The organism is Corallococcus macrosporus (assembly GCF_017302985.1).
GTDB classification, from domain to species: Bacteria; Myxococcota; Myxococcia; order Myxococcales; family Myxococcaceae; genus Corallococcus; species Corallococcus macrosporus_A.
On the sequence record NZ_JAFIMU010000007.1, the window covers coordinates 481910 to 506772 of the forward strand.

Sequence of the window (24863 nt, forward strand, 5' to 3'; positions counted from 1 at the left end):
CAAGAAGTCTTCAGTGCAGCGCGTGCGGCAGCGTGAGCGCGAACTCGGCGATGCGCGCCTCGAAGCGCGTGCCGTCCGGACGCTCCATCTCGTAGGTGCCGCGCATGGTGCCGAAGGGCGTGCGAAGCATCGCCCAGCTCGTGTACTCGAACCGCTCGCCCGGCTTGAGGTGCGGCTGGCGGCCGACCACGCCCTCGCCCTTCACCTCGTCCACGTGCCCCTGGGCATCGGTGATGACCCAGTGCCGCGCGCGCAGCTGCGCCGGGACCTTGCCCTCGTTGAACAGCTCCACCTTGTACATGAAGGCGAACTGCCCGGACTCGGGGGTGCTGCGCTCCGGCCAGTAGGTCGGCTCCACGGTGACGCGGATGCCATCAGTGGTGGCGGTGGACATGGCGGGAGACTTGGCAGCGACTCCCGCCCGATGCAAGCGAAACGCAGGCCGTCAGCCGCGCTCCTGCTCCCGGGAGGGCGTCTGTGGCGCCTTGTCCCCTTCCGGGGGCTTGGGGAACACCAGCGACGCGAGGATGGCCACCAGCAGGCACCCGCCAATCACCGCCAGCGAGATGCCGATGGGAATCTTGTACCAGTGCTCGATGAGCATCTTCACGCCCACGAAGGCCAGGATGACGCCCAGGGCGACCTTCAGCAGGTGGAACTTCTCCATCAGGCTGGAGACGACGAAGAAGAGCGAGCGCAGGCCCAGGATGGCGCAGACGTTGGACGTGTAGATGATGAACGGGTCCTTGCTGATGCCCAGCACCGCCGGGATGGAGTCCACGGCGAAGAGCAGGTCCGTGGCCTCCACCACCATCAGCACGATGAACAGCGGCGTCACCTTGCGCCGGCCGTCCTCGTGGACGAAGAAGCGGCTGCCCTCGCCCTGACGCGCCACCGGCAACAGGCGCCGGGACATCCTCACGATGAAGCCCGCTTCCGGGTCCACGTCCTCGTCGTCCTTGGCCCAGAGCATCTTGGAGGCCGTGTAGACGAGGAACGCGCCGAACAGGAAGATGAGCCAGCTGAAGCGGGCCACCAGCGCCGTGCCCGCGATGATGAGCACCGCGCGCATCACGAACGCGCCCAGGATGCCCCAGAAGAGCACCCGGTGCTGGTGCTGCGGCGGCACCCGGAAGTAGCCGAACACCATCAGGAAGACGAAGAGGTTGTCGACCGACAGCGCGTACTCCACGACGTACGCCGTCAGCCACTCCAGCGCCGGGCCCTCGCCGCCGTAGCGCCAGATGCCCCCGCAGAACACGAGGCTGATGCTCACCCACACGAGCGTCCACAGCGTCGCCTCCTTCGGCGACACCGCATGCTCCTTGCGGTGGAACAGCCCCAGGTCCAGGGCCAGCATCGCCAGGACGAAGACGTTGAAGGCCACCCAGGGCCAGAGTGTGTGGGTCATCACGCCCGCTGCCTACTCCGGGACGGCCCCGGCGGCTACTCCCATTCCGTCGCCGGCCGGCGCAAGACGACCAGGGAACGTCCCACGGCCTGGACCTTGCCGCCCGCCGGGGTGTGCGTGCGCAGGGACTCGCCCGTGGCCGCGGTGTCCACCACCAGCTCCCAGTCCGCGCCCCACTCCAGGGCCGGGAGCATGAAGGTGATGGGCTCGTGGTGCGCGTTGAGCAGCACCAGCAACGTGTCCCCGACGATGCGGTGGCCCTCGTCGTCCGGCGTGGCGATGGCGTCCCCGCCCAGCAGGAAGGCCAGGGAGCGCACATAGGGCTTCTCCCAGTCCTCGCGCTTCATCTCCTTGCCGTCCGGCCGGAACCACGCCAGGTCCTTCAGCTCGCTGTCCCAGATGTGGGCCCCGCGGAAGAAGCGGCGCTTGGACAGCACCGGCTGCTCGCGGCGCAGCTTGATGATGCGGGAGGTGAACTCCAAGAGCTGGCGCTGCTTCTCGTTGAGCTCCCAGTTCACCCACGACAGCTCGTTGTCCTGGCAGTAGGCGTTGTTGTTGCCCTTCTGCGTGCGGCCCATCTCGTCCCCCGCGACGAGCATGGGCACGCCCTGCGACAGGAAGAGGGACGCCAGGAAGTTGCGCTTCTGCTGCTCGCGCAGCGCGTTCACCTTGGGGTCGTTCGTCTCCCCCTCCACGCCGCAGTTCCAGGCGTGGTTGTCATTGGCGCCGTCGCGGTTCTCCTCGCCGTTGGCCTCGTTGTGCTTCTGGCTGTACGTCACCAGGTCGTGCAGCGTGAAGCCGTCATGCGCGGTGACGAAGTTCACGCTCGCCGTGGGCTTGCGGCCGGACAGCGCGAACAGGTCCGAGCTGCCGGTGAGGCGCGAGCCAATCTCCGCCGCCTGCCGGTCGTCGCCCTTCCAGTAGCGGCGCATGGTGTCGCGGTACTTGCCGTTCCACTCGCTCCACAGCACCGGGAAGTTGCCCACCTGGTAGCCGTAGTCCCCCACGTCCCAGGGCTCCGCGATGAGCTTCACGCGGCTCAGGACGGGATCCTGGTGGAGGATTTGAAAGAAGGCCGCGCGGGTGTCGTAGCCGTGCCTGTCTCTGCCCAGCGTCGTCGCCAGGTCGAAGCGGAAGCCGTCCACGTGCATCACCTCCACCCAGTAGCGCAGGCTGTCCGCGATGAGCTTCAGCGCGTACGGGTGCGTGGCGTTCCACGAGTTCCCGCACCCGGTGAAGTCCATGAAGTAGCGCGGGTCCTTCTCACTGAGCCGGTAGTACGCGCCGGCGTCCAGCCCCTTGAAGGACAGCGTGGGCCCCAGGTGGTTGCCCTCGCAGGTGTGGTTGTAGACCACGTCGAGGATGACCTCGATGCCCGCGCGGTGCAGCAGCTTCACCATCCCCTTGAACTCCGCCACCTGCTCGCCCAGCGAGCCCGACGCGCTGTAGCGCGCGTCCGGGGCGAAGAAGCCCAGCGTGTTGTAGCCCCAGTAGTTGGAGCGCCCCTTCTGGGTGAGGAACGGCTCGTCCACGAAGGCGTGGATGGGGAGCAGCTCCACGCTCGTCACGCCCACCTTCTTCAGGTGCTCGAGGGTGGCCGGGTGCGCCAGCCCCGCGTACGTGCCGCGCAGGTGCTCCGGCACGCGCGGGTGGAGCTTCGTGAGCCCCTTCACGTGCGCTTCGTAGAGGACCGTCTTGTGCCAGGGAATCTCCGGCCGCCGGTCGTCCTCCCAGTCGAACCCGTCCGACAGGATGACCGCCTTGGGCACGCCCCAGGCGTCGTCCTGCGTGTCCATCACCAGGTCCTCGTCCTTGCCCCCGTGCACATAGGCGTGGATGGGCGCCTTGGGGTCCACCTTGCCGTGCAGCGCCTTGGCGTAGGGGTCTACCAGCAGCTTGTGCGGGTTGAAGCGCAGGCCCTTCTTGGGTTCATACGGACCATGCACCCGCAGGCCGTAGAGGCAGCCCGCGTGCACGCCCGGCATGTAGCCGTGCCAGACGTGGTTCGTGGTCTCCAGCAACGGGAAGCGGCGCGTCTCCTTCTTGGGGTCGGAGGGGTCGAAGAGACAGACCTCCACCTTCTTCGCGTGCTCGCTGAACACGGCGAAGTTGACGCCGCTCCCGTCGTACGTGGCGCCCAGGGGAAACGGCTTCCCTGGAAGCACCTCGGCCCTTCTCATCCAGTGCTCCTCTCCAGCAGCACCACCGGGAACTCCGCGAGGAGCGGCCCCAGGGCCAGCCCCACGCCCCCCGGCCCCTGCTGGGGACGGACGGTGCGCCCGGTGAAGACATTGCGGAACATCATGCCCGCATATGCCTCCGGAAGGTTCAGGAACGTACCGTCGTACGCTTGCGAAAGCCCCCCGGACTCCAATGCCTCCAGGGTGTAACGCGGCGCGCAGGCGATGAGCACGCTGTCACCGTGCGTGCGAGCGAAGCCGACCGCCGCGGGCGAGCGCGGCCCGGACAGCTCCAGCGCCTCGTAGCCGCCCATGCGGAAGAGGTCCGCGTACTTCTGGCGCAGCCGCAGCGACTCCGCCAGCAGGAAGAGCTTCACCTGCCCGTCGTCCAGGTCCTGGCCCAGCCGCGCGCACAGGGCCGGCCGGTCCTTCGCCGCCGCGGAGTCCAGCTCGGTGAGCAGCCGCTCGCGCAGGGCGTAGTCCACGGGCCGGCGGTTGTCCGGGTCCACCAGCGACAGGTCCCACAGCTCGCAGCCCTGGTACGTGTCCGCCACGCCTGGGGACGCCAGCTTCAGCAGCAGCTGCCCCAGCGCGTTGTGCTGGCCCGCGCGCTCGATGCGGCGCTTGAAGGCCTTCACGTCGTCCAGGAAGGCCTGGCTCTTCGCCGGGTCGAAGCACGCGTCCACGAAGCGCGCCATGGCGTCGTCATAGGCGCCGTCCGGGTTGGTCCACGACGTGCGGACCTTGGCCTCCTTGATGGCCTTGGCCATGTACTCGCGCACGCGGCGGTGGAACTCCTGGAGCTCGGCCTGGGACACGTGCTCGCCCATGGGCCACGCGCCCACCACCGTCTGGAAGAAGAGGTAGACGTCGTTGGACGACGGCGCGGGGCCGGAGGGCAGGTGGCTGACGAAGGGCTGCGTGAGGTCCGCCCAGGCGCGCACCTTGTCCCGCCACACCTCCGGCAGCTCCGTGAGGACGTTGATGCGCGCGCGCACGTCCTCGCTGCGCTTGGTGTCGTGGGTGCTGGAGGTGAGCATGCTCGCCGGCCAGCGCTCCGCGCGCTCCTGGTTGCGCAGGTGGAAGGTGGTGGCGCGCATGCCGAAGTGCTCCGGCTCGCCGCCCACCTCGTTGAGGCTCACCAGCCGGTTGTAGATGTAGAAGACCGTGTCCTCCAGGCCCTTGGCCATGACGGGGCCCGTGACCTGCTGGAGCTTCATCGCGAAGCGCAGCATCACCGCCTTCTCGTCGTCGCCCACGTGGTCCGGGTAGCGGCCCAGGAGGATGTCGCGCAGGAAGTCGAAGATGGACGCGTTGGTGTTGGTGTTGCGCTCCTTGGCGCGCTGGAGCGTCCACTCGATGTACTGCACGTCGCGCACGTCCAGCTCCGCGCGCCAGCCGTCCACGTAGGTGCGGTAGACGGGGAACAGCGCGATGAACTCCACCAGCGCGCGCCTGAGGCTGTTGAGCGTGAAGTCGCGCGTGCGGCGGTTCATCTCCGAGATGCGGTTGAGCTCGTGCGCCAGCACGTTGATCTCGCTCGCCATGCTCACGCGCATGATGAGCAGCTTCTTCTGGTACACGAGCTCCGCGAAGTCCTGCGTGCCGCCCGCGAAGCGCTCGTACGTCTCCGTCAGGTGCGCCTCCGCGGCCGGGTGCACGAACAGGCCGCTCACCGCGTTGGCGAAGCGGTAGCCGGTGGTGCCGTGCACCGCCCACGCGTCTGGGATGCGCTCGCGGCCGCCCTGAATCTTCTCCACCGCCACGAAGAGCGCCTTGCGCAGCGGGCTGTCCGGCGTGTCCATCACCTCGCGCCGCCACTTCGCGCGCAGGAGCGACTCCACTTCCGCCCACCGCGAGTCGGCGCCCCCGTCCTTCTTCCCGGCGCTGAACCGCGCCCGCGCGCGCTCCACGAAGAAGCGCTCCTGCAGGTCCAGGAAGTAGGCGGTGGGGTCGAAGAGGCCGTCCGGATGGTCGATGCGGATGCCCGTGACGCGGTCCTCGCGCAGCCAGTCGAAGATGAGCTGGTGGGCCTCCTGGAAGACGTCCGGGTCCTCCACGCGGATGGCCGCCAGGCCGTTGATGTCGAAGAAGCGGCGGTAGTTGATCTCCTCGCCCGCCACGCGCCAGTGCGCCAGCCGGTAGCTGCACTGCTGCAGCAGCGCGTCCAGCATGTCGAAGGAGCGCACGTTGCCGGGCGTGCCGTTGAACACCCGGACGTTCTCCTCCACGTACGCCGCCAGCTCCGGGCTGTCCGCCACCACCGTGGCGAGCCGCCGCTTGATGACCTCCTTCTCGCGGTGGCGCTCAATCACCTTCGAGGGCTCCACCTCCGTGCGCGGCGGCAGGTGGTCCAGGGCCGTCAGGATGGAGAGCAGCTCCACCAGGTGCGGCGACTCCGCGCCCAGCTGCTTCTCCAGCCGCTCCAGGCCGTGGCGCAGGATGCTCGCGTACTGCCGGGGCGCCACCGGCAGACGGTGGTCGTAGTAGTGCAGGTGGAAGGCGCCGGACGCGTAGGACAGCTTCAGCTCCCCGCGCTCCAGCACGATGCCGTACTGGTCCCCCAGGATGGGCAGGAGCACCTTGTCCGCCAGCTCGTCCTTCACCGGCCGCCAGTCCACGTCGAAGAACTTCGCGTAGATGGACGACGGGCCGTTCTCCAGCACGTCCAGCCACAGCCGGTTGTCGCGCTCGATGCCCATGTGGTTGGGCACCACGTCCAGCACCTGCCCCAGGCCGTGCTCGCGCAGGGCGTCACAGAGGGCCGCGTGGTCCTCCGGCGTGCCCACCTCCGGGTTGAGCCGTTGGTGGTCCACGCAGTCATAGCCGTGGGTGCTGCCGGGCGTGGCCTTGAGGTAGGGGGACGCGTAGAAGTCGCTCACCCCCAGCCGGGCCAGGTACGGCACCAGGGCCTTCGCCTGCTGGAAGGTGAAACCCTTGTGCAGCTGCATCCGGTAGGTGGACAGCGGCGTGACGCGGCGCGATTGCAGCTCGCGTCGGACCTGCTCGAAGAGCGCCTCCGCCTGCGCCTCCACCGTCGTGTGCGTGCCATCCGCGTCCGCCTGCCGCGCGGAGCGCTCCCCTGCCTCAAGACTGTCGTGGAACATGGGCCCCAGAGGTAGGTCCGACGCGGCGCGTCCGCCAGCGGGCAGATGCGCCTTCGCCCCCTTTTCAACGCTCCTCATGGACGCCTGGGCAGCGGGGAAAAAGCGGAGGGCCCGTCGCGCGCGAAGCGTGACGAGCCCCCAGGGTCCTTCGGGCGACCGGCGACGGCCCCGACGGGCCCTGCACCGTTCAGCTCAGGTGCTTGTTCACCAGCGCGGTCATCTCGAACATGGTGACGTTCTTCTTGCCGCCGAAGATGGGCTTCAGCTTGTCGTCGGCGTTGATCTGGCGCTTGTTCTTCGCGTCCTGGAGGTTGTTCTTCTTGATGTAGTCCCAGATCTTGCTGACCACCGCGGTGCGGGGCAGCGGCTTGTTACCGACGATCGCCGCCAGCTCGGTGGAGGGCGTCATCTCCTTCATGAACGCGGCGTTCGGCTTGCGGCCCGCGGCCTTCTTCGCGGCAGGGGCCTTCTTGGCGGCGGGAGCAGCGGTCTTCTTCGCAGCGGCTTTCTTGGCGGCCATTCGTCTTGTGTCTCCTCCCCTCCGAAGGGGACGTTGCACGGCGTGCTTGCATCTTCAAGCTAGAGCCGATGGCGCGTAGTAGCACGGCCTAGAGCGAAAAACAGCGTCCATCGCGCGCTTTTTCCCTCTGGGGCTCCTCGGAGCAATGGATTCGAAGCCTAGAACTCGGCCCCGCAGCGCATTCTTCCCTCGGGAACGGAAGTCCCGCGGCGCGTCCGGAGCCCTAGAAACCGGCTCCGGAGGCCGTTTCTCCTCGGGGATTGTGCCTCGCGACGCATCCGGAGGCGGAAAGTCGGCTTCTGCCGCATGCTCCTCCTCTACGGGGACGGTGCCCATTTCGGCGGTGGACGGGATGTGGCTTTTCGGATGAAACAGCGCCCATGAATGCCCTCATCACTGGCGCCGGCGGCTTTCTGGGGACCTGGCTCGCGCGGGCGCTGGCCGCTCGCGGCGACCGCGTTTCATGCCTGTTGCGCCCCACCACGGACACCCGCGAGCTGGAGAAGGCCCTGGAGGGCCACCCCTGGACGCGGGTGGTGGGCGACGTGACGGACCCCGGCTCGCTGGCCGGCGCGGTGAAGGGCGTGGACGTCGTCTTCCACCTGGCCGGCATCCGCCGCGCCGCGCAGCGTGACGAGTTCATGCGCGTCAACGCGGAAGGCACCCGCCTCATCTGTGAGGCCATGGCCGCCCTGCCCCAGCCCCGCCCCCGGCTGGTGATGTGCGGCTCGCTGGCCTCCCACGGCCCCTCCACCCCGGACAGGCCCCATGTGGAGGAGGACGCCTTCCATCCGCATGAGTGGTACGGCGAGAGCAAGGCGGAAGGGGAGCGCATCGCGTTCTCCTTCGGGGACCGGCTGCCCGTGACGGTGATCCGCCCGCCCCGCATCCTGGGGCCCGGAGACCGGGAAAACCTGACCTTCTTCAAGCTGGGCAAGAAGGGCATCCGGCTGGAGCTGGCCGGGGGCCCCCGTCCCCTGTCCCTGGTGGACGTGGAGGACGTGGTGGACCTGCTGCTGGTCCTGGCGGAGAAGCCGGAGGCCCTGGGGGAGGCGTTCTTCTGCGCGGGCCCGGAGCGGCTGACCCTGGAGGAGATGCAGGACCTGGGGGCGAGGGCCCTGGGCTTCCAGACGCGCACCTGGCGGCTGTCCCCGGCGGTGCTGACGGCGCTGGCCACGGCGGCGGACGGGGTGACGCGGCTGACCGGCAGGAAGCTCCCCCTGAACCGGAAGCTGGCGCGGCAGCTCCTGGCGCCGGCCTGGACGTGCTCGGGGGCCAAGGCTGAACGCCTGCTGGGCTTCCGGCCGCGCCGGGGTCTGGCGGAGAGCATCACCCGCAGTGGTGAATGGTATCGCGCGCAGGGCTGGTTATAGACCCATGCGCCCAAAGGGCCGGCAGCCCACGCTGGCCCATCCGCTGTCGTTGACCGGACCCCCTCCAGGATGGGAGGAAGCCCGACCGCCCATGCCCCCCAAAGTGCCCGCCAAAGCCGCCTTCTTCGACGTCGACGGGACGCTGGTCCGGACGAACATCGTCCACGTCTACGCCTACTACGCGATGAACCGGGGCTCGCTCCGGGGCATCGCCGGCCGCACCCTGAGCACCGCCCTGGGGTTGCCGGTGTTCGGCATCCTGGATGCCGTCAACCGCAAGGCCTTCAACGAGTTCTTCTACCGCTACTACTCGGGCCTCAGCGAGGACCGGCTGGTCACCATCGCGGAGGACATGTTCGAGGACGTCCTCAAGCCGGCCCTGTATGAACAGACGCAGGACCTCATCGACGAGGCGCGTCGTTCCGGCTGCCGCATCGTGTTGGTGACGGGAGCGCTGGACTTCACCATGCGCCCGCTGGCCCGGCACCTGGGCTGCGACGACGTCATCGCCAACAAGATGCAGTTCGTGGGCGGCAAGGCCACCGGCAAGGTGATTCCGCCCATCATCGAAGGCGCCAACAAGGCCAACGCCATCCGCGCCTACTGCGAGCGCGAGGGCCTGGCCCTCAACCAGTGCCACGGCTACTCGGACAGCGCCTCCGACTACGCCATGCTCGCCGTGGTGGGACGGCCCACCGCGGTGAACCCGGACCTGCGGCTGCGCTCGCTCGCGCGTGCGTACAACTGGCCCATCCTGGACCTGAAGTAACCCACCCCCTTCCCTACTCCCCCGCCCATGCGCCCGCTCAAGACGCTCCAGAAGCTGTACGACGAGGAAAGCCAGGTGGTCATCACGGAGAAGGGCAGCCCCCCACGGGCGCTCTTCTACGGCGAGGGCTTCCTCCAGGAAGACCTGCCCGTGGGCACCCGGGTCATCTTCCCCCGCCCCCCGCTGGAGGGCGTGCCCAACGTGAAGGCCGCCATCCGCTGGGCCATCAACCACCCGGAAGGGATGGACCCGCTGCACGCGCTGCTCAAGCCCGGCATGCGGCTGACCTGCGTCATCGACGACATCAGCGTGCCCCTGCCGCCCATGGTCACGCCGGACGTGCGCCAGTCCATCCTGGAGGTGGTGCTGGAGCTGTGCGCGGACTCGGGCGTGGATGACGTGCACCTGGTCATCGCCAACGCGCTGCACCGCCGGATGACCGAAGGCGAGATGAAGCGCATGGTGGGCGAGAAGATCTTCGACGCCTACTACCCGGACCGCTACTACAACCACGACGCGGAAGACCCGGACGGGATGACGGAGCTGGAGCGCACCAGCCACAACGAAGTGGTGGCGGTGAACCGGCGCGTCGCGGAGAGCGACCTCATCGTCTACGTGAACATCAACTTCGTGCCCATGAACGGCGGGCACAAGTCCATGGGCACGGGCGTGACGAACTACGCGTCGCTGCGCCACCACCACAACCCGAAGACGATCCGCGAGTCGGACTCCTACATGGAGCCGAAGGCGAGCGCGCTCTACACGAAGAACTCGCGCATCGGCACGGTCATCGACAAGACGCTCAAGGTCTTCCACATCGAGACCACGCTGAACAACCGCATGTTCGGCGCGCCCACGGACTTCCTCGCGAAGAAGGAAGAGGACTACACGGAAGCCGACCGGCTGAAGTTCCAGGCCCTGCGCTTCACGCTGTCCAAGCTGCCCCGCGCGGCGGCACGGAAAGTCCTCAACGCCATCCCCGCGCCCTATGACGTGACGGGCGTGTTCGCGGGGGCGACGGAGCCCACGCACGCGAAGACGCTGGAGCAGAGCTGGAAGCAGTACGTGGTGCCGGTGGAGGGACAGAGCGACATCGTCATCTTCCCCATCCCGTTCGTCAGCCCGTACAGCGTCAACTCCATCCTCAACCCGCTGCTCGTGCAGGTGATGGGGCTTGGGTACTTCTACAACCTCAACCGGGGCGTGCCGCTGGTGAAGAAGGGGGGCGTGCTCATCCTCCTGCACCCGGCCTACGACGAGTTCGACCCCGTGCAGCACCCCAGCTACATCGAGTTCTTCCACCGGCTGCTGCCGGAGACGCGGGACTCCATGAAGCTGGAGCACAAGTACGAGAAGGAGTTCGCGGAGAACCCCAGCTACGTGCACCTGTACAGGAAGGGCAACGCCTACCACGGCGTGCACCCCTTCTACATGTGGTACTGGGGCGAGAACGGCCGCCAGCACGTGGGCAAGGTCATCGTCGCGGGCGCGGAGAACAACCACGTCCCGGCCCTGCTCGGCTGGGATCGCACCGACACCCTCTCCGAGGCGATTGAAGAGGCGCGCGGCTTCATGGGGCGCTCGGCGTCCATCAGCCTGCTGCGCATCGCGCCCACGGTGATGGTGGATGTGAAGTGAAAGGGTCGCACACGGACATGGCCACGCTCCCCCCGCTGGACGTCACCCAGGTCTTCACCGGCAAGCGCATCGTCTTCGTCGGCACCACCGGCTTCGTGGGCAAGGTGACGCTGTCGATGTTGCTGTCCCACTACGGCGACGTGCTGGACCGGGTCTACGTCATCGTGCGCAAGGGCAGCGCCGCGTCCGCGGAGCGCCGCTTCTTCGACAAGGTGGCACCCAGCGAGCCCTTCCAGCCGCTGCGCGACCGCCTGGGCGACGAAGGCGCCATGGCGTTCATCCAAGAGAAGTGCACCATCCTGGATGGCGACATCACCGACCCCCTGGTGGGCCTGGAGGAGGCGCAGGTCGCCGCGCTCACCGGTCAGGTGCACGCCATCGTCAACTGCGCGGGCCTGGTGTCGTTCAACCCGTCGCTGGAGGTGGGCCTCAACGTCAACACCCACGGCGTGAAGAACGCGGTGGAGCTGGCGCTGCGCTGGAGCGTGCCGCTCATCCACATGTCCACCGCGTTCGTCGTGGGCAACCGCAGCGGGCTCGTGTTCGAGGACGAGCCGGTGCTGGGCTACTTCCCCAAGCAGGGGGAGATGGACGGGCGCGACTTCAGCCTGGAGCAGGAGCTGGCGGACGCGGACAAGATCGTCGCGCGCCTGCGTGAACAGGCGGATGACAAGGCGCTCACCTCCCTCTTCCGGAAGAAGGCGCTGGACCGCCTGGAGGAGGAAGGCCGCGACGCCACGGATGAGAAGACGCTGCGCCTGGCCGTGGGCCGCGAGCGCAAGCTGTGGCTGTCCGGCGAGCTGGTCCGCGCGGGCATGGAGCGCGCGCAGCACTGGGGCTGGCCCAACACGTACACGTACGCCAAGCACCTGGGTGAGCAGGTGATGGCGGGCACGCCGGGGCTTCGCTACTCCATCGTGCGGCCCTCCATCGTGGAGAGCGCGGCGCACTTCCCCTTCCCCGGCTGGAACGAGGGCTTCACCACGTCCGCGCCGCTGGCGTACGCGGGCATCAAGGGCCAGCGCGGCATCCCCGCGGGCGACCACGCCATCCTGGACATCATCCCGGTGGACCAGGTGGCCGGCGCCACGCTGGGCATCACCGCGCACGCGATGCAGGTGGAGGAGCGCCGCGTCTACAACCTGGCGTCCGGTGACGTGAACCCGTTCCTCGCCAGCCGCTCCGTGGAGCTGGTGGGCCTGTACCGCCGCCGCTACTACCGCAACCGCGAGACGGGCAACTCGCTGGTCAACTCGCTGCGCTCGCGCATCGAGCCGCAGCCCGTGAGCAAGCAGGAGTTCCAGCTGCTCAGCGCGCCCATGCTGGCGAAGGGCGCGAAGCTCTTGAAGAAGGCCATGGACGAGGTGCGGCCCGCGTGGGGCGCGCCGCGCATCCAGGCGATGATGGACAAGGCCCGCGTCGCGCTGGACGAGGTGGAGTCGCAGGCGGACAGCCTCGGCGGCCTCATCGAGCTGTTCCTCCCCTTCCTCTGGGAGAACCGCTACGTCTTCCGCTGCGACAACACGCGCTCCGTCTACGAGCGCATGGTGCCGGCGGACCGCGCGAAGATTGACTGGGCGCCGGACCGCATCGACTGGCGCGAGTACTTCCTGGGCACGCACCTGCCCGGCCTGGAGAAGTGGGTGTTCCCCGGCCTGGACGAGGAGCGCGAGAAGCGCACCGCCATCCCCGCGCACCGCGACCTCCTGGAGCTGTTCGAGGCCACCGTGCACGCGTACCGTCACCGCGTGGCGTTCCGCATGGCCGCGGGGGAGAAGGAGGAGCGCTTCACCTTCGGCGAGGTGCACCGCTACGCGGCCCGCGTGGGCAGCTACCTCATGGCCCAGGGCATCAAGCGCGGCGACCGCGTGCTGCTGGTGTCGGAGAACCGGCCGGAGTGGGCCATCAGCTACTTCGGCATCCTGCGCGCGGGCGGCACCGCCGTCCCCGTGGACCCCGCGCTCACGGAGGCGGAGGTCGTCAACATCGCGAAGCGCGCGGCGGCCAAGCAGTGCCTCGTGTCCGAGCAGGCCGCGCAGGACTTCCCCGGCCTCTTCGCGGCGCTGGGCGAAGGCGTGGGCGTGGCGAGCCTCGCGGAGGCCATGACGGGCGACCCGGCGTACCCGGACCGCATCGGGCCGGTGCGCAAGTCCGCGGCCGCCGACGACGTGGCGAGCGTCATCTTCACCTCCGGCACCACCGGCACGCCCAAGGGCGTGATGCTCACGCACCGCAACTTCGCGTCGCTGGTGGCGAAGCTGGCGGGCGCGTTCGACGTGGGCGTGGGTGACGGCGTGCTGTCCGTGCTGCCCCTGCACCACACCTTCGAGTTCTCCGCCGGCTTCCTCACGCCGTTCATGCGCGGCGCGGAGATCACGTACATCGACGAGCTCACGTCGGACCGGCTGGGTGACGTCTTCGAGACGGGCCGCGTGACGGCGATGATTGGCGTGCCCGCGCTCTGGCAGCTCCTGCACCGCAAGATTACGCAGGAGATGGCCGCGCGCCCGCCGGTGGTGGAGCAGGCGCTCAAGGCGCTGATGGCGGCCAACGGGGAGCTGCGCAACCGCAGCTCGCTCAACCTGGGCAAGCTCCTGTTCTGGCCGGTGCACCGCAAGTTCGGCGGCCGGGTGAAGGTGCTGGTGTCGGGCGGCTCCGCGCTGTCCGAAGAGGTGCACCAGGCCTTCCACGAGCTGGGCTTCACCATGCGCGAGGGCTACGGCCTCACGGAGGCCGCGCCGGTGCTGGCGGTGTCGGAGGCCACCAACAAGCGCATCAAGGGCACGGTGGGCAAGGCGCTGCCGGGCATCGAGTTCAAGGTCCTCAACCCGGACAACGACGGCATTGGCGAGGTGCTGGCCAAGGGCCCGAACGTGATGGCGGGCTACTTCGGGGACCGCGAGGCCACCGAGGCCGTGGTGAAGGACGGCTGGCTGCACACCGGCGACCTGGGCCGCATGGACGACGAGGGCCGCCTGTACCTCATGGGCCGCGCCAAGGACGTCATCGTCGACGCCAACGGCAAGAACGTCTACCCGGACGAGCTGGAGGAGCTGTACCAGGAGCACGAGCACATCAAGGAGCTGTCCATCGTCGGCCTGCCGGAGGACGCGGGCGGCGAGAAGGTGGCGTGCCTGTGCGTGCCGGACTTCAAGGACCGCCCGCGTGAGGAGGTCCGCCACGAGCTGGAGGAGCACTTCCGCAAGGTGAGCGCGGGCATGCCCTTCTACCGGCGCGTGAAGGTGCTGCGCTTCTGGGACGGCGAGCTGCCGCGCACCTCCACGCGCAAGGTGAAGCGCAAGCGCGTGGTGGAGGAGCTGCAGCGGCTGGACCGCGTGGCGGCGAGCGCGGGCCGCGTGAAGGAGAAGGCGCAGGCGGCGCCCACCACGGGCGGCGTGTCGGACTGGCTGCATCCGCTCATCGCGGAAGTCTGCCACCGCCCGGTGTCGGACGTGCGGCCGGACGCGCAGCTCATCGGCGACCTGGGCTTCGACTCGCTGATGCTCACGGAGATGTCCGTGGCGCTGGAGGGCGCGGGCGTGCCGCTGCCCGCCATTGAAGACCTGACGCAGGTGCAGACGGTGGAGGACCTGCGCAAGCTGGTGGTGGCCTCCGGACGTCGGCCTTCGGCGGAGACGCGCGCGCGCGACATCAAGAAGGAGGCCGAGCGCGCGGAGGAGGCGGAGATTCCGGTGCCGGAGTCGGTGTCCGCGCTGGGCCGTCAGCTGATGTCCTTCGGGCAGAAGGTGCTCTACGGCGGCGTCTTCGACGTGAAGGTGACGGGCAAGACGTTCATCCCGCAGAACCGCAACTTCCTCGTCATCGCCAACCACGCCAGCCACCTGGACGCGGGCCTGGTGCGCGTGGTGCTGGGCGACCAGGGCGAGCGCATGGTGTCCCTGGCCGCGCGTGACTACTTCTTCGACACGCCGCTCAAGCGCGCGTGGTTCGAGAACTTCACGAACCTCATCCCCATCGACCGGCAGGGTTCGCTGCGCGAGTCGCTGCGGGTGGCGGGCGAGGCGCTGCGGCAGGGCTTCAACGTCCTCATCTTCCCGGAGGGCACGCGCTCCCAGACGGGCGAGCTGATGGAGTTCAAGCCGACGCTGGGCTACCTGTCGCTCACCTACGGCGTGGACGTGCTGCCGCTGTACATCCACGGCGCGTACGAAGCCTTGCCCAAGGGCTCCATGTTCCCGAAGACGAAGGAGCTGGAGGTGCACGTGGGCCCGGCGCTGGAGTACGCGTCGCTGAAGGCCCGGGCGCAGGGCATGGCGCGCTCGGAGGGCTACCGCTACGTGACGCACATCGCGGAGGAGGCGGTGCGCGCGCTCAGGGCGGGCAAGGTGCTGGACCTGGAGCAGGTGGGCGCGGACCGGGACTTCACCCCGCCCGCCCGGGCCCTGCGGGAAGGGAAGGACGCGTGAAGCTGCTCGTCACCGGAGGCACGGGATTCCTGGGCACGCACCTGGTGCCCAAGCTGGTGGCCGCGGGCCACGACGTGCGCCTCATCGCGCGCTCGAAGCCCTCGGGCCCCGCGTTCGCGAAGACGGAAGTGCAGCAGGGCGACCTGAAGGACCGGGACGCCGTGCGCCGCGCGCTGGAGGGCGTGGACGCCGTCTACCACCTGGCGGGGCTCGTCTCCTTCCAGAACAAGGACGCGCGGCGGATGTACGAGCTGCACGTGGACTGCACGCGCGAGCTGCTGCGCGACGTGCGCGAAGCGGGCATCAAGCGCGTCATCCTGGGCTCCACCTCCGGCACCATCGCGGTGTCGAAGGAGGACCGCGTGGGCACGGAGGACGACGACTACCCCATCACCACCGTCGCCAACTGGCCCTACTACCTGTCCAAGATCTACGAGGAGAAGCTGGCGCTGGAGTACTGCCGCAAGCACTCGGTGCCCCTCGTGGTGCTCAACCCCAGCCTGCTGATGGGGCCCGGGGATGACCGGCTGTCGTCCACCTGGACGGTGGTGAAGTTCCTCAACCGCGAGATTCCGGCCATGCCCGGCGGCGGCATCTCCTTCGTGGACGCGCGCGACGCGGCGGACGCCTTCGTGCAGGCGCTCACCAAGGGCGAGGTGTACGGCCGCCACCTGATGGGCGTGAACATGGCCATGTCGGACTTCTTCGACCGGCTCCAGCGCCTCACCGGCGTGCCCGCCCCGCGCATGAAGCTGCCGCGCGAGCTGAACATCTGGGGCGGCAAGCTGCTGGAGGGCTGGGCGAAGATGCGCGGCACCACGTCGAAGCTCGACCCGCAGGAGGTCGAGATCGGCGAGCACTTCTTCTACCTGGAGCCCGCCAAGGCCGAGCGCGAGCTGGGCTTCAAGGCGCGCGACGTGCACGAGACGCTGCTCGACACCGTGCAGTACATCTACGGGAAGATGCCGCCCGGCAACCTGCCCGGCACGCGCGGCCGGCTGGCCGAGTCCCGCGAAGGCACCTGACGTCGGTTTGAAGCGGGGCGCGGCGGCCTCAAGGGTTCGCCGCGCCGCCGTGCACCCGGCCGCCGCTCACGCGCTCCACGAGCCGGGCGGCGTTCGGGTCCCTGTCCTTCTGGTGCCACACCCAGGCGGCGCCCAGGAAGGCCACGCCCAGGAGGACGAGGATGAGGCGGGCCAGGAAGGACGGACCGCGGGCGTCGTCCGCCATGGCGCTCAGCCCACCACGCGGTTGCGGCCGGACTTCTTGGCCTTGTAGAGGTTCGCGTCCGCCACCTTGATGAACTGGGACGGCTCCGACATCTCCGAGGCGACCTCCGCCACTCCGATGGAGATGGTGACGGGGATGTCCTTGTCCTCGAACATGAAGCGCTTGTCCTCCACCAGCTTGCGGATCTTCTCCGCGAACAGGCGCGCCTTGTCCGGCCCATCCTCCGGCATGACGATGGCGAACTCCTCGCCGCCGTAGCGCGCGAAGCACTGCTCGCGGCGCACCAGCCGCTTGATGGACTGGGCCATCTCGCGCAGCACGTAGTCACCGGCCAGGTGGCCGTGGACGTCGTTGATCTGCTTGAAGTGGTCGATGTCGAACATCATCAACGACAGCGTGCGCTGGTACCGGTGCGAGCGGCCCATCTCGCGCTCCAGGTACTCCAGGAAGTAGCGCTTGTTGTTGATGCCGGTGAGACCGTCCGCGATGGTCAGCGTGTAGATGGTCTCGTGGTACTGGGTCTCGATGTTGTCGCCATCGAGGAACTTGAAGATGGAGCCTCCCACCTTCACCAGGTCCCCGCTGCGCAGGGGCTGCGCCTGGAGGACCTCCCGGTCGTTCAGGTAGGTGCCGTTCGTGGACTGGAGATCCTCCACGTACGTCTTGCCCTGACGGGTCCAGATGCGAGCGTGGCGGCGGGACACGTTGTCCAGGTCCACCACGATGTGGTTGTGCTGGTCGCGACCGATGGTGAACTCGGTCTCTTCCAGCACGTACTTCTTGCCCAGCTCAGGTCCGTGGATCTGCACGAGGCAGCACTCGGTGCCGCGCTCGGGACCCGGGGTGAGGCTGGAGATCTTGGTGACTCGCGTTTGGTCGCCAGACATCGCGACGGCCACGCTAGCACGCAAGGTCCGGGGAAGCCACGCAAGGCGGGAGGACGCACGGGGTTGCGCCCCTCCTCCTACATGCCGCGAAAACGGGAGGTCGCTTTCCTCCCATCCACCCCGCCCGGTTGGGCACTCAACGGTAAGGCGTGCACGGGCCGCACGGCCATTGTGGGCCAGCGGCCGGGGGCTAACGTGGCCGGCACCTATGTCAAAGCTGCTGGCCATGATTCTGGCGGGAGGCGCGGGCACGCGCCTGGAGCCCCTGACCCGTGAGCGCGCGAAGCCCGCGGTCCCGTTCGGCGGGCGCTACCGCATCATCGACTTCGTCCTCTCCAACTTCGCCAACTCCGGCGTGTACCGGATGAAGGTGCTGACCCAGTACAAGAGCGACTCGCTCAACAACCACCTGTCGCGCGCGTGGCGCCTGACGGCGTTCCTGGGTCACTACGTGGAGGCGGTGCCCGCGCAGATGCGCACCGGCGTGGACTGGTACAAGGGCAGCGCGGACGCCATCTACCAGAACCTCAACATCATCACGGACGAGGAGCCGGACCACATCTTCGTCTTCGGCGCGGACCACGTGTACCGGATGGACGTGCGCAAGATGCTGGACTTCCACATCGAGCGGAAGGCCGCGTGCACGGTGGCGGCCATCCCCGTCCCCATCGAGCAGGGGCGCGAGTTCGGCATCATCGACGTGGGGCCGGACGGGCGGATGCTGCAGTTCCTGGAGAAGCCCCAGAACCCGCCGCCCATGCCGGGCAACCCGAAGATGTGCCTGGCGTCCATGGGCAACTACCTCTTCAGCACGGACACGCTGGTGAAGGAGGTGGTGCGCGACGCGGCGGACGAGAAGAGCGCGCACGACTTCGGCAAGTCCATCATCAGCGAGCTCTACAAGCACGAGCCCGTGTACGTGTACGACTTCGCCCAGAACACGGTGGCCGGCCAGGAGGACAAGGAGCGCGGCTACTGGCGGGACGTGGGGAACATCGACGTGTACTACCAGTCCAACATGGACCTGGTGGAGGTGGACCCGACCTTCAACCTGTACAACGACCGCTGGCCCATCATCACGCAGCCCAACAACTACCCGCCGGCGAAGTTCGTCTTCGCGGACCGGGAGAACAAGCGCGTGGGCACCGCGACGGACTCGCTGGTGGCGGAGGGCTGCATCATCTCCGGCGGCCACGTGCACCGCTCCGTGCTGTCGCCGAAGGTGCGGGTGAACTCGTATTCGGAGGTGGAGGACTCCATCCTCTTCGAGAACGTCACCATTGGCCGGCGCTGCCGCATCAAGCGGGCCATCATCGACAAGAACGTGGAGATTCCGCCCGGGATGACCATTGGCTACGACCCGGTGGAGGACAAGCGCCGCTTCCACGTCACGTCCGGCGGCGTCGTCGTCATCCCCAAGGGAATGAAGGTCACCTGACCTGACAGCGGGCTCGGCGGACGGCGGGCGCTCCCGGGACACGTTCCCCGGAGCGCCCTTCCCTTTTTCCGCGCTCACTTCGTGGCGAAGGCCGCCTTCACTTCCGGGCGGTTGAGCACGACGAGCGACCAGATGCCCGGGATGAGCCCCAGGCCCCACGCCGGGCCGCAGCACGGGATGCAGCAGATGATGGCCACCGTCACGGCCAGCCCGTGGAGCTGGAGGTTCTTCATCTTCCACGCCCCGAAGACGACCAGCCCGTTGAGGCAGATTCCGGGCAGGGCGCTGACGGCGAGGAAGGTCGGGTTCAGCAAGGAAGCCACGATGGCGCGCGCCTGCGCCCGGAGCTCCGGCGGGTACACCGCCAGGGCCTTCTCGATGCCCGCGTGCATCTGCTCCATGCCCGCTGGGGTCAGCGTCCGGTAGAGCCCGAAGAGCGAGTAGAGCGCCCACAGCCCGCCCATCCCCATCATCAGGAGGGCGGGCGTCTTGAGGGCCTGGGCCGCCCTCTCACGCGCAGGGTCGATGTCCGGCGGCGGGATGCCCGGGGTTCTGGCCATGGCGCGCAATCAGGCCGGCTGGCGCATGGCCGCGACGGGGCGCTTCTCGAAGGCGGCGAGCGTGGTGGCGATCTCCTGGTTCACCTGCCGCAGCATGTCCTGCTTCTCCCGGAACGGAAGGAAGGCGCTCTTGAAGCCGGACACGATGATGGTGGTGAGGTCCTCCAGCGACAGGCCCAGGTTGCGGTGGGCGAGCCACAGCTCCTTCGTCACCGTGGTGTCGGTGATGAGGCGGTTGTCGGTGTTGATGGTCACCCGCAGGCCGTAGTCGAAATAGAACTTGAGCGGGTGGGACTCCAGCGAGGACACCGCGCCCGTCTGGACGTTGGAGGACGGGCAGACCTCCATGGGGATGCGGTGGTCGTTGACGTAGTTGAGCAGGTCGCCGTCCTCGCGCAGCCGGGTGCCGTGGCCGATGCGGTGCGCGCCCAGCGAGTGGATGGCCTGGGAGATGGACTCCGGGCCGTAGGCCTCACCGGCGTGCGCGGTGCAGTTGACGTTGTTCTTGAGGATGAGGCGGAAGGCGTCCAGGTGGTCCTTGGCGGGGAAGCTGGCCTCCGCGCCCGCCAGGTCGAAGCCGACGACGCCGCGGTTCTTGTACGCGACGGACAGCTCCGCCAGGCGCATGGACGTCTGCGGGTTGATGTGGCGGATGCCGCAGACGATGACGGCGCACTTGATGCCCGTCTCACGCTTGGCGGCGCGCAGGCCCTCCAGCACGGAGTCGATGACCGTGGTCATCTTCAGGCCCTTCTGCAGGTGCAGCGCGGGCGAGTAGCGCACCTCCAGCCAGCGCACGTTCTCCGCGGCGGCGTCCACGGCCAGCTCGTAGGCGGCGCGGTAGAGGGACTCGGCCGTCTGGAGCACGGAGAGCGTCACGTCGAACGCGACGAGGTACTCCTCCAGGCTCTTGCACACCTGGCCCATGTGGATGGCCTTGGCCAGGCCGTCCTCGGTGTCGGCCATGAGCTTGATCTTCTGCTGCTCGGCCAGCTCCAGGATGGTCTTCAGGCGCATGGACCCGTCCAGGTGGCAGTGCAGGTCCGTCTTGGGGAGCGCGTGGAGCAGCTCCTCGGTCACCGCCAGCGTGGGGGGCGGGATGATGTCCGTGCGCCGGGCGGATGAAGGGATGCCGGTGGCGTTGGGGGTTTCGTCGTCACGAATCGTGGGCATGGTCGAAGTTCCTCGCTTGCGTCATCCTCTCCCAAACCATGCCGTCCCGCGCCTGTCCACGCCCCCTCCTGGTGCCCTGCCTGACGTTGACGCTGGCCGTCATGGCGTGCCAGCGGGCGCCGGTGGAAGCGGCCTTCCAGTACTCCAGTGATGCATCCTCCCGGACGGGGCTGACGGCCCTGGCGGACGGGGTGCTCCTGGGCAACGAGGCGGGCGCCGTGGTGCGCCTGGACCGCGAGGGCAGGCCGGTGTGGACCGCCCGACTGGGCCGCGAGGTGGCGGTGGCCCCCGTCCTGGCCGGTGACAGCGTCATCGTGGGGACGGTGGTGGGGGAGCTGGCGTGTCTGTCGCTTCAGGACGGCAAGGAGCGCTGGCGCCTGGGCGGCGAGCCTCCCGTGCTCGCACCGCCCGTGGTGGACGACGCGGGACGCACCGTCTTCCTGGTGGCGCCCGACGGAGCGGTGCACGCCCTGGCGGCGGACTCCGGTCAGGCACGCTGGAAGCGGCCGGCCCCCGGGGCTTCGGCGCAGGCTCCGGAGTCCGCTCCGGTGAAACCGTTGGAGCCGCAGGTGTCCGTGGCCCCGGCGCTTCGGGCGGCGCCGGTGCTGGTGGAGGGCGTGCTGGTGGTGCCGCTCGCCTCCGGGCTGTGGGCGCTGGACGCGGAGAGTGGGGAGCCGCGCTGGTCGAAGCCGGTGACGGACGTGGTGGGGTTGGACTCGGAGCGCGACACCGTCTTCGTGGCCACGCGTCCGGGACAGGTGCTGGCGCTGTCGGTGAAGGACGGGAGCACGCGCTGGGAGCAGCGCTTCGCGGACGGCGTGACGGGGCCACCCGCGCGGGCGCTGGGCGCGCTGTGGGTGGGCGCGGGCCCCACGTCGCTGGTGGGGCTGTCCACGTCGGAGGGCCGGGAGGTGGCGCGGGTGGCGCTGCCTTCGCCGCTCGTGGGCCGGGTGCAGGTGGGGCTGGAGGACCTGCTGCTGGTGCCCACGTCCGGGCGCGAGGGGCGCCTCATCGCGCTCAAGGCGCCGGGCTGGACGCCCGCGTTCACGGTGCGGGCGGACACGCCGCTGCGCACCCGGCCGGTGGTGCGAGGACCGCTGGTGTTCGTGCTGGGGCTGGACGGCCGCGTGCTGGCATGGCGGCTGCGGGTGCCGCCGCCGGCCTGACGCCTCAAGCGCCTTCAGCCGGTGCGCGCGTCCACGTTCGCGTTCACGCCGCCAGCGGACTCCACGTAATCCAGGTCGCGGTGGAAGGTCTCGGCCAGCCGGGACAGGGCCACGAGCGCGAGGAGGAAGCAGACCGCGCCCACCGCGAGCGCCGCGTGCGCCACGCCCAGGGAGCCCTTGAGCTGACCGAAGGCGGTGGCCGCGAGCACCGCGGAGCCGCGCACGAAGTTGGGCACGGACGTCGTCACGGTGGCGCGGATGTTGGTGCCGAACTGCTCGGCGGCCATGGTGATGAGCACGGCCCAGTAGCCCACGCTCAGGCCAATGAGGAAGGTCAGCGCGTAGATGAGCGGGGGGGTGAGCCCCGGCACGAGCCCGTACACGAGCACCAGCGCGAACCAGGCGCACAGGCTGAGGCCCACGGCGCGCTTGCGGCTCTGGAGCCACTGGCTCAGCACGCCGGACAGCAGGTCCCCCAGCGTCAGGCCCACGCTGCCGAAGAGGATGGCGTCGCCCGCCGTCACCGTGCCCTGCACGTGGAGGCCCGCGGTCAGCTCCGGGGCGAAGACGAAGAGGATGCCGGTGGTGAAGTAGATGGGCACGCCCACGAGGATGCAGCCCAGGTACTTCGGGAAGCGGCCGCCCTGGAGGAGCAGCAGCGCGTTGCCCTTCGATGCGCCGGCCTTCTGGGTAAAGAGGACGGACTCGGACACCTTGAAGCGCGCGAAGAGGAGCGTCAGGCCCAGCACGCCGCCCGTCACGTAGGCCGTCTTCCAGTGCAGGTGCTGCGCGACGAGCGCCGCGACGACGACGCCCAGCATGCCCAGCGTGGCGACGACGGTGGTGCCCAGGCCGCGCTTCTCCTTCGGCAGGGACTCCGCCACCAGGGTGATGGCCGCGCCCAGTTCGCCCGCGAGCCCCAGGCCCCCGAGGAAGCGGCAGGCGGCGTAGCTGTTCACGTCCCAGACGAAGGGGTTGAGCAGGTTCGCCGCCGAGTACAGCAGGATGGAGCCGAACATCACCGACAGGCGTCCCCGCTTGTCCCCGAGCAGTCCCCAGAAGAGGCCGCCCACCATCATCCCCGCCATCTGCGCGTTGTAGATGACGAGCCCCTTCTGGAAGATGTCCGAGGGGTCGGTGAGGCCCAGGTCCTTCAGCGAAGCGACGCGCACCACGCCGAACAGCGTGATGTCGAAGAGGTCCACGAAGTAGCCCAGCCCCGCCACGAGGACGGTGAGGTTCAGGACCGAGCGCAGTTCCCGGAGGCGGTTCATGGCGCGCGACCCTACCGCTTCCGGCCCCGGGCCCGCCCCTTCTTCAAACACAGACATCCCCCCCCGCCGCGCCACCCCACCCTCCGCGTCCGGGAGGACAGGCGGGGGCGGCTGACGCCCACCCGCCCTCCCCTCCCGAGCGTGACAGGCGATCCACACGTTGCGGTGCTTCCAGAAGAATTCCCTGGAAGGTAGGTTTTACTGCATGTCCGTGTTGGAGGTCGTGGCGTGGCAGCGCGTGGTGGGACTGGCCTTGTGGCTGGCGCTCGGCGGCTCCGCGTGGGCGGCCGGACCATGGCGGGCGGTCGCGCGAGTGACGTCCGCGGAGGACCGCGCATTGCTGGAGCGGGTGCGAGGGCAGAGCAGTGACCTGCCGGTGGTGCTGGAGGTGGAGACAGGTCCGTCCATGGACTCGAGCCGCGATGGCGCGTGGCGTGAGGCGGAGCGGTTGGCTTCACGGAAGGACGCTCGCGCGGTGTTGTGGTTCACGCGCGCTGGAGCGGAGCTGCGGGTGTCGGTGGCGGCTCCGCGCACGGGACACCTGTTCGTGCGAAGTGCGCGGGTGGAGGGAGCACCGGAGACGCTGACCTGGTCCGTGGGAGCGGAGGCCCTGGCATTGGCGGCACGTTCTGCGCTGCGAGCAGTGGATGCGGGCGAACCGCTAGGAGAAGTCGTCGCGCCTCAGCCTCCCGCGCCAGCGCCAATGGCCAAGGTACCGCCCCTGCCCCCTACGTCGGAGCCGGTGGCCAAGGCACCGCTTTCGCATTCCACGTCACCCGTGGTCGCCAAAGCTCCGCCTCCATCTCCCGTGCCTGATACGGAGGCCAAGACACCGACTCCGCCCACCGCGCAGACTCCGGTGACCAGGACACCGCCTTCGCGCTCCAAGCAGGAGCCGGTGACGAAGACACCGCCTCCGCCCACTGCGCCGAATCCGTTGGCCAAGACACCGCCTTCGCTCTCCCCGCAGGCTCCGGCAAGCAAGGCACCGCCGCCGGCCTCCGCGTCGGCTCCAGTCGCAAAGACACCGCCTCCACTTCTCACACAGGATCCGGTGACCAAGGCATCTCCGCTGCCTTCCGCGCCGGATCCATTGGCCAAGACGCCGCCTCTTCCTCCTGCGTTGGATCCAGTGGCTAAAGCACCGCCTCTGCATCCTGCGGCAGCTCCGCTCGCCAGGGGATCGCCGTCTTCTGCGGCGAACCCGGAGGCCAGGACACCCCTTCCGCCTCCCGCATCACCTCCGCTCGCCAAGGGCTCGCCGTCTTCTGCGGCGAGCCCGGAGAACAAGCCCCCCCTTCCGCCTCCCGCATCAGCGTCGGTGGCCGAGGCGCTACGTCCACCTTCCGCGTCGCCGTCGGTGGCCAAGGCACCGCTTCAGCCTCCTGTGTCGGATCCGGTCGCCAAGACACCGCTTCCGCTTCCCGCACGGGATCCAGCGCCCAAGGCGCCGCCTCCACTTCCCCCGTCCGATCCAGTCGCAAAGGCACTGCCTCCCGCGCCAGCTCCGACGACCAAGGCGCCGCCGCCACTTCCTTCATTCGTTCCAGTCGCAAAGGCACCGTTTCCCCTCCCCGCGCAGGCTCCGGCGACCAAGGCACCGCCGCCACTTCCCCCATCCGAGCCAGACGTAAAGGCACAGCCTCCGCCTCTCGCGCCAAATCCGGTCGCCCAGGCACCGCGTCCGGATCATGCGCCGGCCCCATTGGC

At 68.9% G+C, this 24863-nt stretch carries 18 protein-coding genes; 7 read left to right on the forward strand and 11 right to left on the reverse strand.

Annotation, left to right across the window (positions count from 1 at the left end):
- Positions 1–10: 10 nt before the first annotated feature.
- From apaG to JYK02_RS14255, 5 genes are all read right to left on the reverse strand, one after another.
- Positions 11–394, reverse strand: a complete 384-nt coding sequence (gene apaG, locus JYK02_RS14235; protein ID WP_207051472.1) for a Co2+/Mg2+ efflux protein ApaG — start codon at positions 392–394, stop codon at positions 11–13.
- 51 nt (positions 395–445) lie between these two features.
- Positions 446–1411, reverse strand: a complete 966-nt coding sequence (locus tag JYK02_RS14240) for a TerC family protein (protein WP_207055120.1) — start codon at positions 1409–1411, stop codon at positions 446–448.
- A gap of 35 nt (positions 1412–1446) precedes the next feature.
- Positions 1447–3591, reverse strand: coding sequence for a glycogen debranching protein GlgX (glgX, locus tag JYK02_RS14245; protein ID WP_207051473.1), 2145 nt, complete (start codon positions 3589–3591; stop codon positions 1447–1449).
- Entirely contained in the window at positions 3588–6698 is a 3111-nt protein-coding gene (treY, locus tag JYK02_RS14250; protein WP_207051474.1) for a malto-oligosyltrehalose synthase, read from the reverse strand. Before treY ends, glgX begins: the two co-directional genes overlap by 4 nt.
- A gap of 187 nt (positions 6699–6885) precedes the next feature.
- Complete coding sequence (locus JYK02_RS14255) at positions 6886–7218, reverse strand: SWIB/MDM2 domain-containing protein (RefSeq protein WP_120527703.1); 333 nt, start codon at positions 7216–7218, stop codon at positions 6886–6888.
- Between the two features lie 380 nt (positions 7219–7598).
- Between JYK02_RS14255 and JYK02_RS14260 the strand changes: the two genes are divergently transcribed.
- From JYK02_RS14260 to JYK02_RS14280, 5 genes are all read left to right on the forward strand, one after another.
- Positions 7599–8591 (forward strand): NAD-dependent epimerase/dehydratase family protein, encoded by a 993-nt coding sequence (locus JYK02_RS14260; protein ID WP_207051475.1) that lies wholly within the window; start codon positions 7599–7601, stop codon positions 8589–8591.
- Between the two features lie 103 nt (positions 8592–8694).
- Positions 8695–9360: an HAD-IB family hydrolase gene (locus JYK02_RS14265; protein WP_207055121.1), complete on the forward strand. Its 666-nt coding sequence runs from the start codon at positions 8695–8697 to the stop codon at positions 9358–9360.
- A gap of 27 nt (positions 9361–9387) precedes the next feature.
- Positions 9388–10998: a lactate racemase domain-containing protein gene (locus tag JYK02_RS14270; protein ID WP_207051476.1), complete on the forward strand. Its 1611-nt coding sequence runs from the start codon at positions 9388–9390 to the stop codon at positions 10996–10998.
- 17 nt (positions 10999–11015) lie between these two features.
- On the forward strand, positions 11016–15425 hold the full coding sequence (locus JYK02_RS14275; protein ID WP_207051477.1) for an AMP-binding protein: 4410 nt from the start codon (positions 11016–11018) through the stop codon (positions 15423–15425).
- Positions 15422–16450 carry an NAD-dependent epimerase/dehydratase family protein gene (locus JYK02_RS14280; RefSeq protein ID WP_207051478.1) on the forward strand — a complete coding sequence of 343 codons (1029 nt, stop codon included), beginning with the start codon at positions 15422–15424 and terminating at the stop codon, positions 16448–16450. The genes JYK02_RS14275 and JYK02_RS14280 overlap by 4 nt, the downstream gene beginning before the upstream one ends.
- A gap of 28 nt (positions 16451–16478) precedes the next feature.
- Here the strand turns inward: JYK02_RS14280 and JYK02_RS14285 are convergent, their stop codons facing one another.
- Both JYK02_RS14285 and JYK02_RS14290 read right to left on the reverse strand, forming a co-directional pair.
- The gene (locus tag JYK02_RS14285) at positions 16479–16655 is read right to left on the reverse strand and encodes a hypothetical protein (RefSeq protein WP_242588739.1); all 177 of its coding nucleotides are present in this window, start codon (positions 16653–16655) and stop codon (positions 16479–16481) included.
- A 5-nt stretch (positions 16656–16660) separates the two neighbouring features.
- Entirely contained in the window at positions 16661–17542 is an 882-nt protein-coding gene (locus JYK02_RS14290; RefSeq protein WP_207051479.1) for a GGDEF domain-containing protein, read from the reverse strand.
- A 208-nt stretch (positions 17543–17750) separates the two neighbouring features.
- Between JYK02_RS14290 and glgC the strand changes: the two genes are divergently transcribed.
- Positions 17751–18980: a glucose-1-phosphate adenylyltransferase gene (gene glgC / locus JYK02_RS14295; protein WP_207051480.1), complete on the forward strand. Its 1230-nt coding sequence runs from the start codon at positions 17751–17753 to the stop codon at positions 18978–18980.
- A 74-nt stretch (positions 18981–19054) separates the two neighbouring features.
- On the opposite strand, the gene JYK02_RS14300 is transcribed toward glgC, so the two are convergent.
- The gene (locus JYK02_RS14300; protein ID WP_207051481.1) at positions 19055–19540 is read right to left on the reverse strand and encodes a hypothetical protein; all 486 of its coding nucleotides are present in this window, start codon (positions 19538–19540) and stop codon (positions 19055–19057) included.
- Positions 19541–19549: 9 nt separating this feature from the next.
- Entirely contained in the window at positions 19550–20713 is a 1164-nt protein-coding gene (add, locus tag JYK02_RS14305; RefSeq protein WP_207051482.1) for an adenosine deaminase, read from the reverse strand.
- A 101-nt stretch (positions 20714–20814) separates the two neighbouring features.
- Between add and JYK02_RS14310 the strand changes: the two genes are divergently transcribed.
- Positions 20815–21879 (forward strand): PQQ-binding-like beta-propeller repeat protein, encoded by a 1065-nt coding sequence (locus JYK02_RS14310; RefSeq protein ID WP_347402494.1) that lies wholly within the window; start codon positions 20815–20817, stop codon positions 21877–21879.
- A 14-nt stretch (positions 21880–21893) separates the two neighbouring features.
- Here the strand turns inward: JYK02_RS14310 and JYK02_RS14315 are convergent, their stop codons facing one another.
- Positions 21894–23153, reverse strand: a complete 1260-nt coding sequence (locus JYK02_RS14315) for an MFS transporter (protein WP_207051484.1) — start codon at positions 23151–23153, stop codon at positions 21894–21896.
- 198 nt (positions 23154–23351) lie between these two features.
- Entirely contained in the window at positions 23352–23687 is a 336-nt protein-coding gene (locus JYK02_RS14320) for a hypothetical protein (RefSeq protein WP_207051485.1), read from the reverse strand.
- Between the last annotated feature and the right edge of the window lie 1176 nt (positions 23688–24863).

Coding starts and splice junctions, on each gene's coding strand:
- treY (WP_207051474.1), bottom strand. CDS start 6,698: ATGTTCCACGACAGTCTTGAGGCAGGGGAGCGCTCCGCGCGGCAGGCG.
- apaG (WP_207051472.1), bottom strand. CDS start 394: ATGTCCACCGCCACCACTGATGGCATCCGCGTCACCGTGGAGCCGACC.
- JYK02_RS14270 (WP_207051476.1), top strand. CDS start 9,388: ATGCGCCCGCTCAAGACGCTCCAGAAGCTGTACGACGAGGAAAGCCAG.
- JYK02_RS14315 (WP_207051484.1), bottom strand. CDS start 23,153: ATGAACCGCCTCCGGGAACTGCGCTCGGTCCTGAACCTCACCGTCCTC.
- JYK02_RS14285 (WP_242588739.1), bottom strand. CDS start 16,655: ATGGCGGACGACGCCCGCGGTCCGTCCTTCCTGGCCCGCCTCATCCTC.
- glgX (WP_207051473.1), bottom strand. CDS start 3,591: ATGAGAAGGGCCGAGGTGCTTCCAGGGAAGCCGTTTCCCCTGGGCGCC.
- JYK02_RS14300 (WP_207051481.1), bottom strand. CDS start 19,540: ATGGCCAGAACCCCGGGCATCCCGCCGCCGGACATCGACCCTGCGCGT.
- JYK02_RS14290 (WP_207051479.1), bottom strand. CDS start 17,542: ATGTCTGGCGACCAAACGCGAGTCACCAAGATCTCCAGCCTCACCCCG.
- JYK02_RS14255 (WP_120527703.1), bottom strand. CDS start 7,218: ATGGCCGCCAAGAAAGCCGCTGCGAAGAAGACCGCTGCTCCCGCCGCC.
- JYK02_RS14310 (WP_347402494.1), top strand. CDS start 20,815: ATGGCGTGCCAGCGGGCGCCGGTGGAAGCGGCCTTCCAGTACTCCAGT.
- JYK02_RS14260 (WP_207051475.1), top strand. CDS start 7,599: ATGAATGCCCTCATCACTGGCGCCGGCGGCTTTCTGGGGACCTGGCTC.
- JYK02_RS14240 (WP_207055120.1), bottom strand. CDS start 1,411: ATGACCCACACACTCTGGCCCTGGGTGGCCTTCAACGTCTTCGTCCTG.
- glgC (WP_207051480.1), top strand. CDS start 17,751: ATGTCAAAGCTGCTGGCCATGATTCTGGCGGGAGGCGCGGGCACGCGC.
- JYK02_RS14275 (WP_207051477.1), top strand. CDS start 11,016: ATGGCCACGCTCCCCCCGCTGGACGTCACCCAGGTCTTCACCGGCAAG.
- add (WP_207051482.1), bottom strand. CDS start 20,713: ATGCCCACGATTCGTGACGACGAAACCCCCAACGCCACCGGCATCCCT.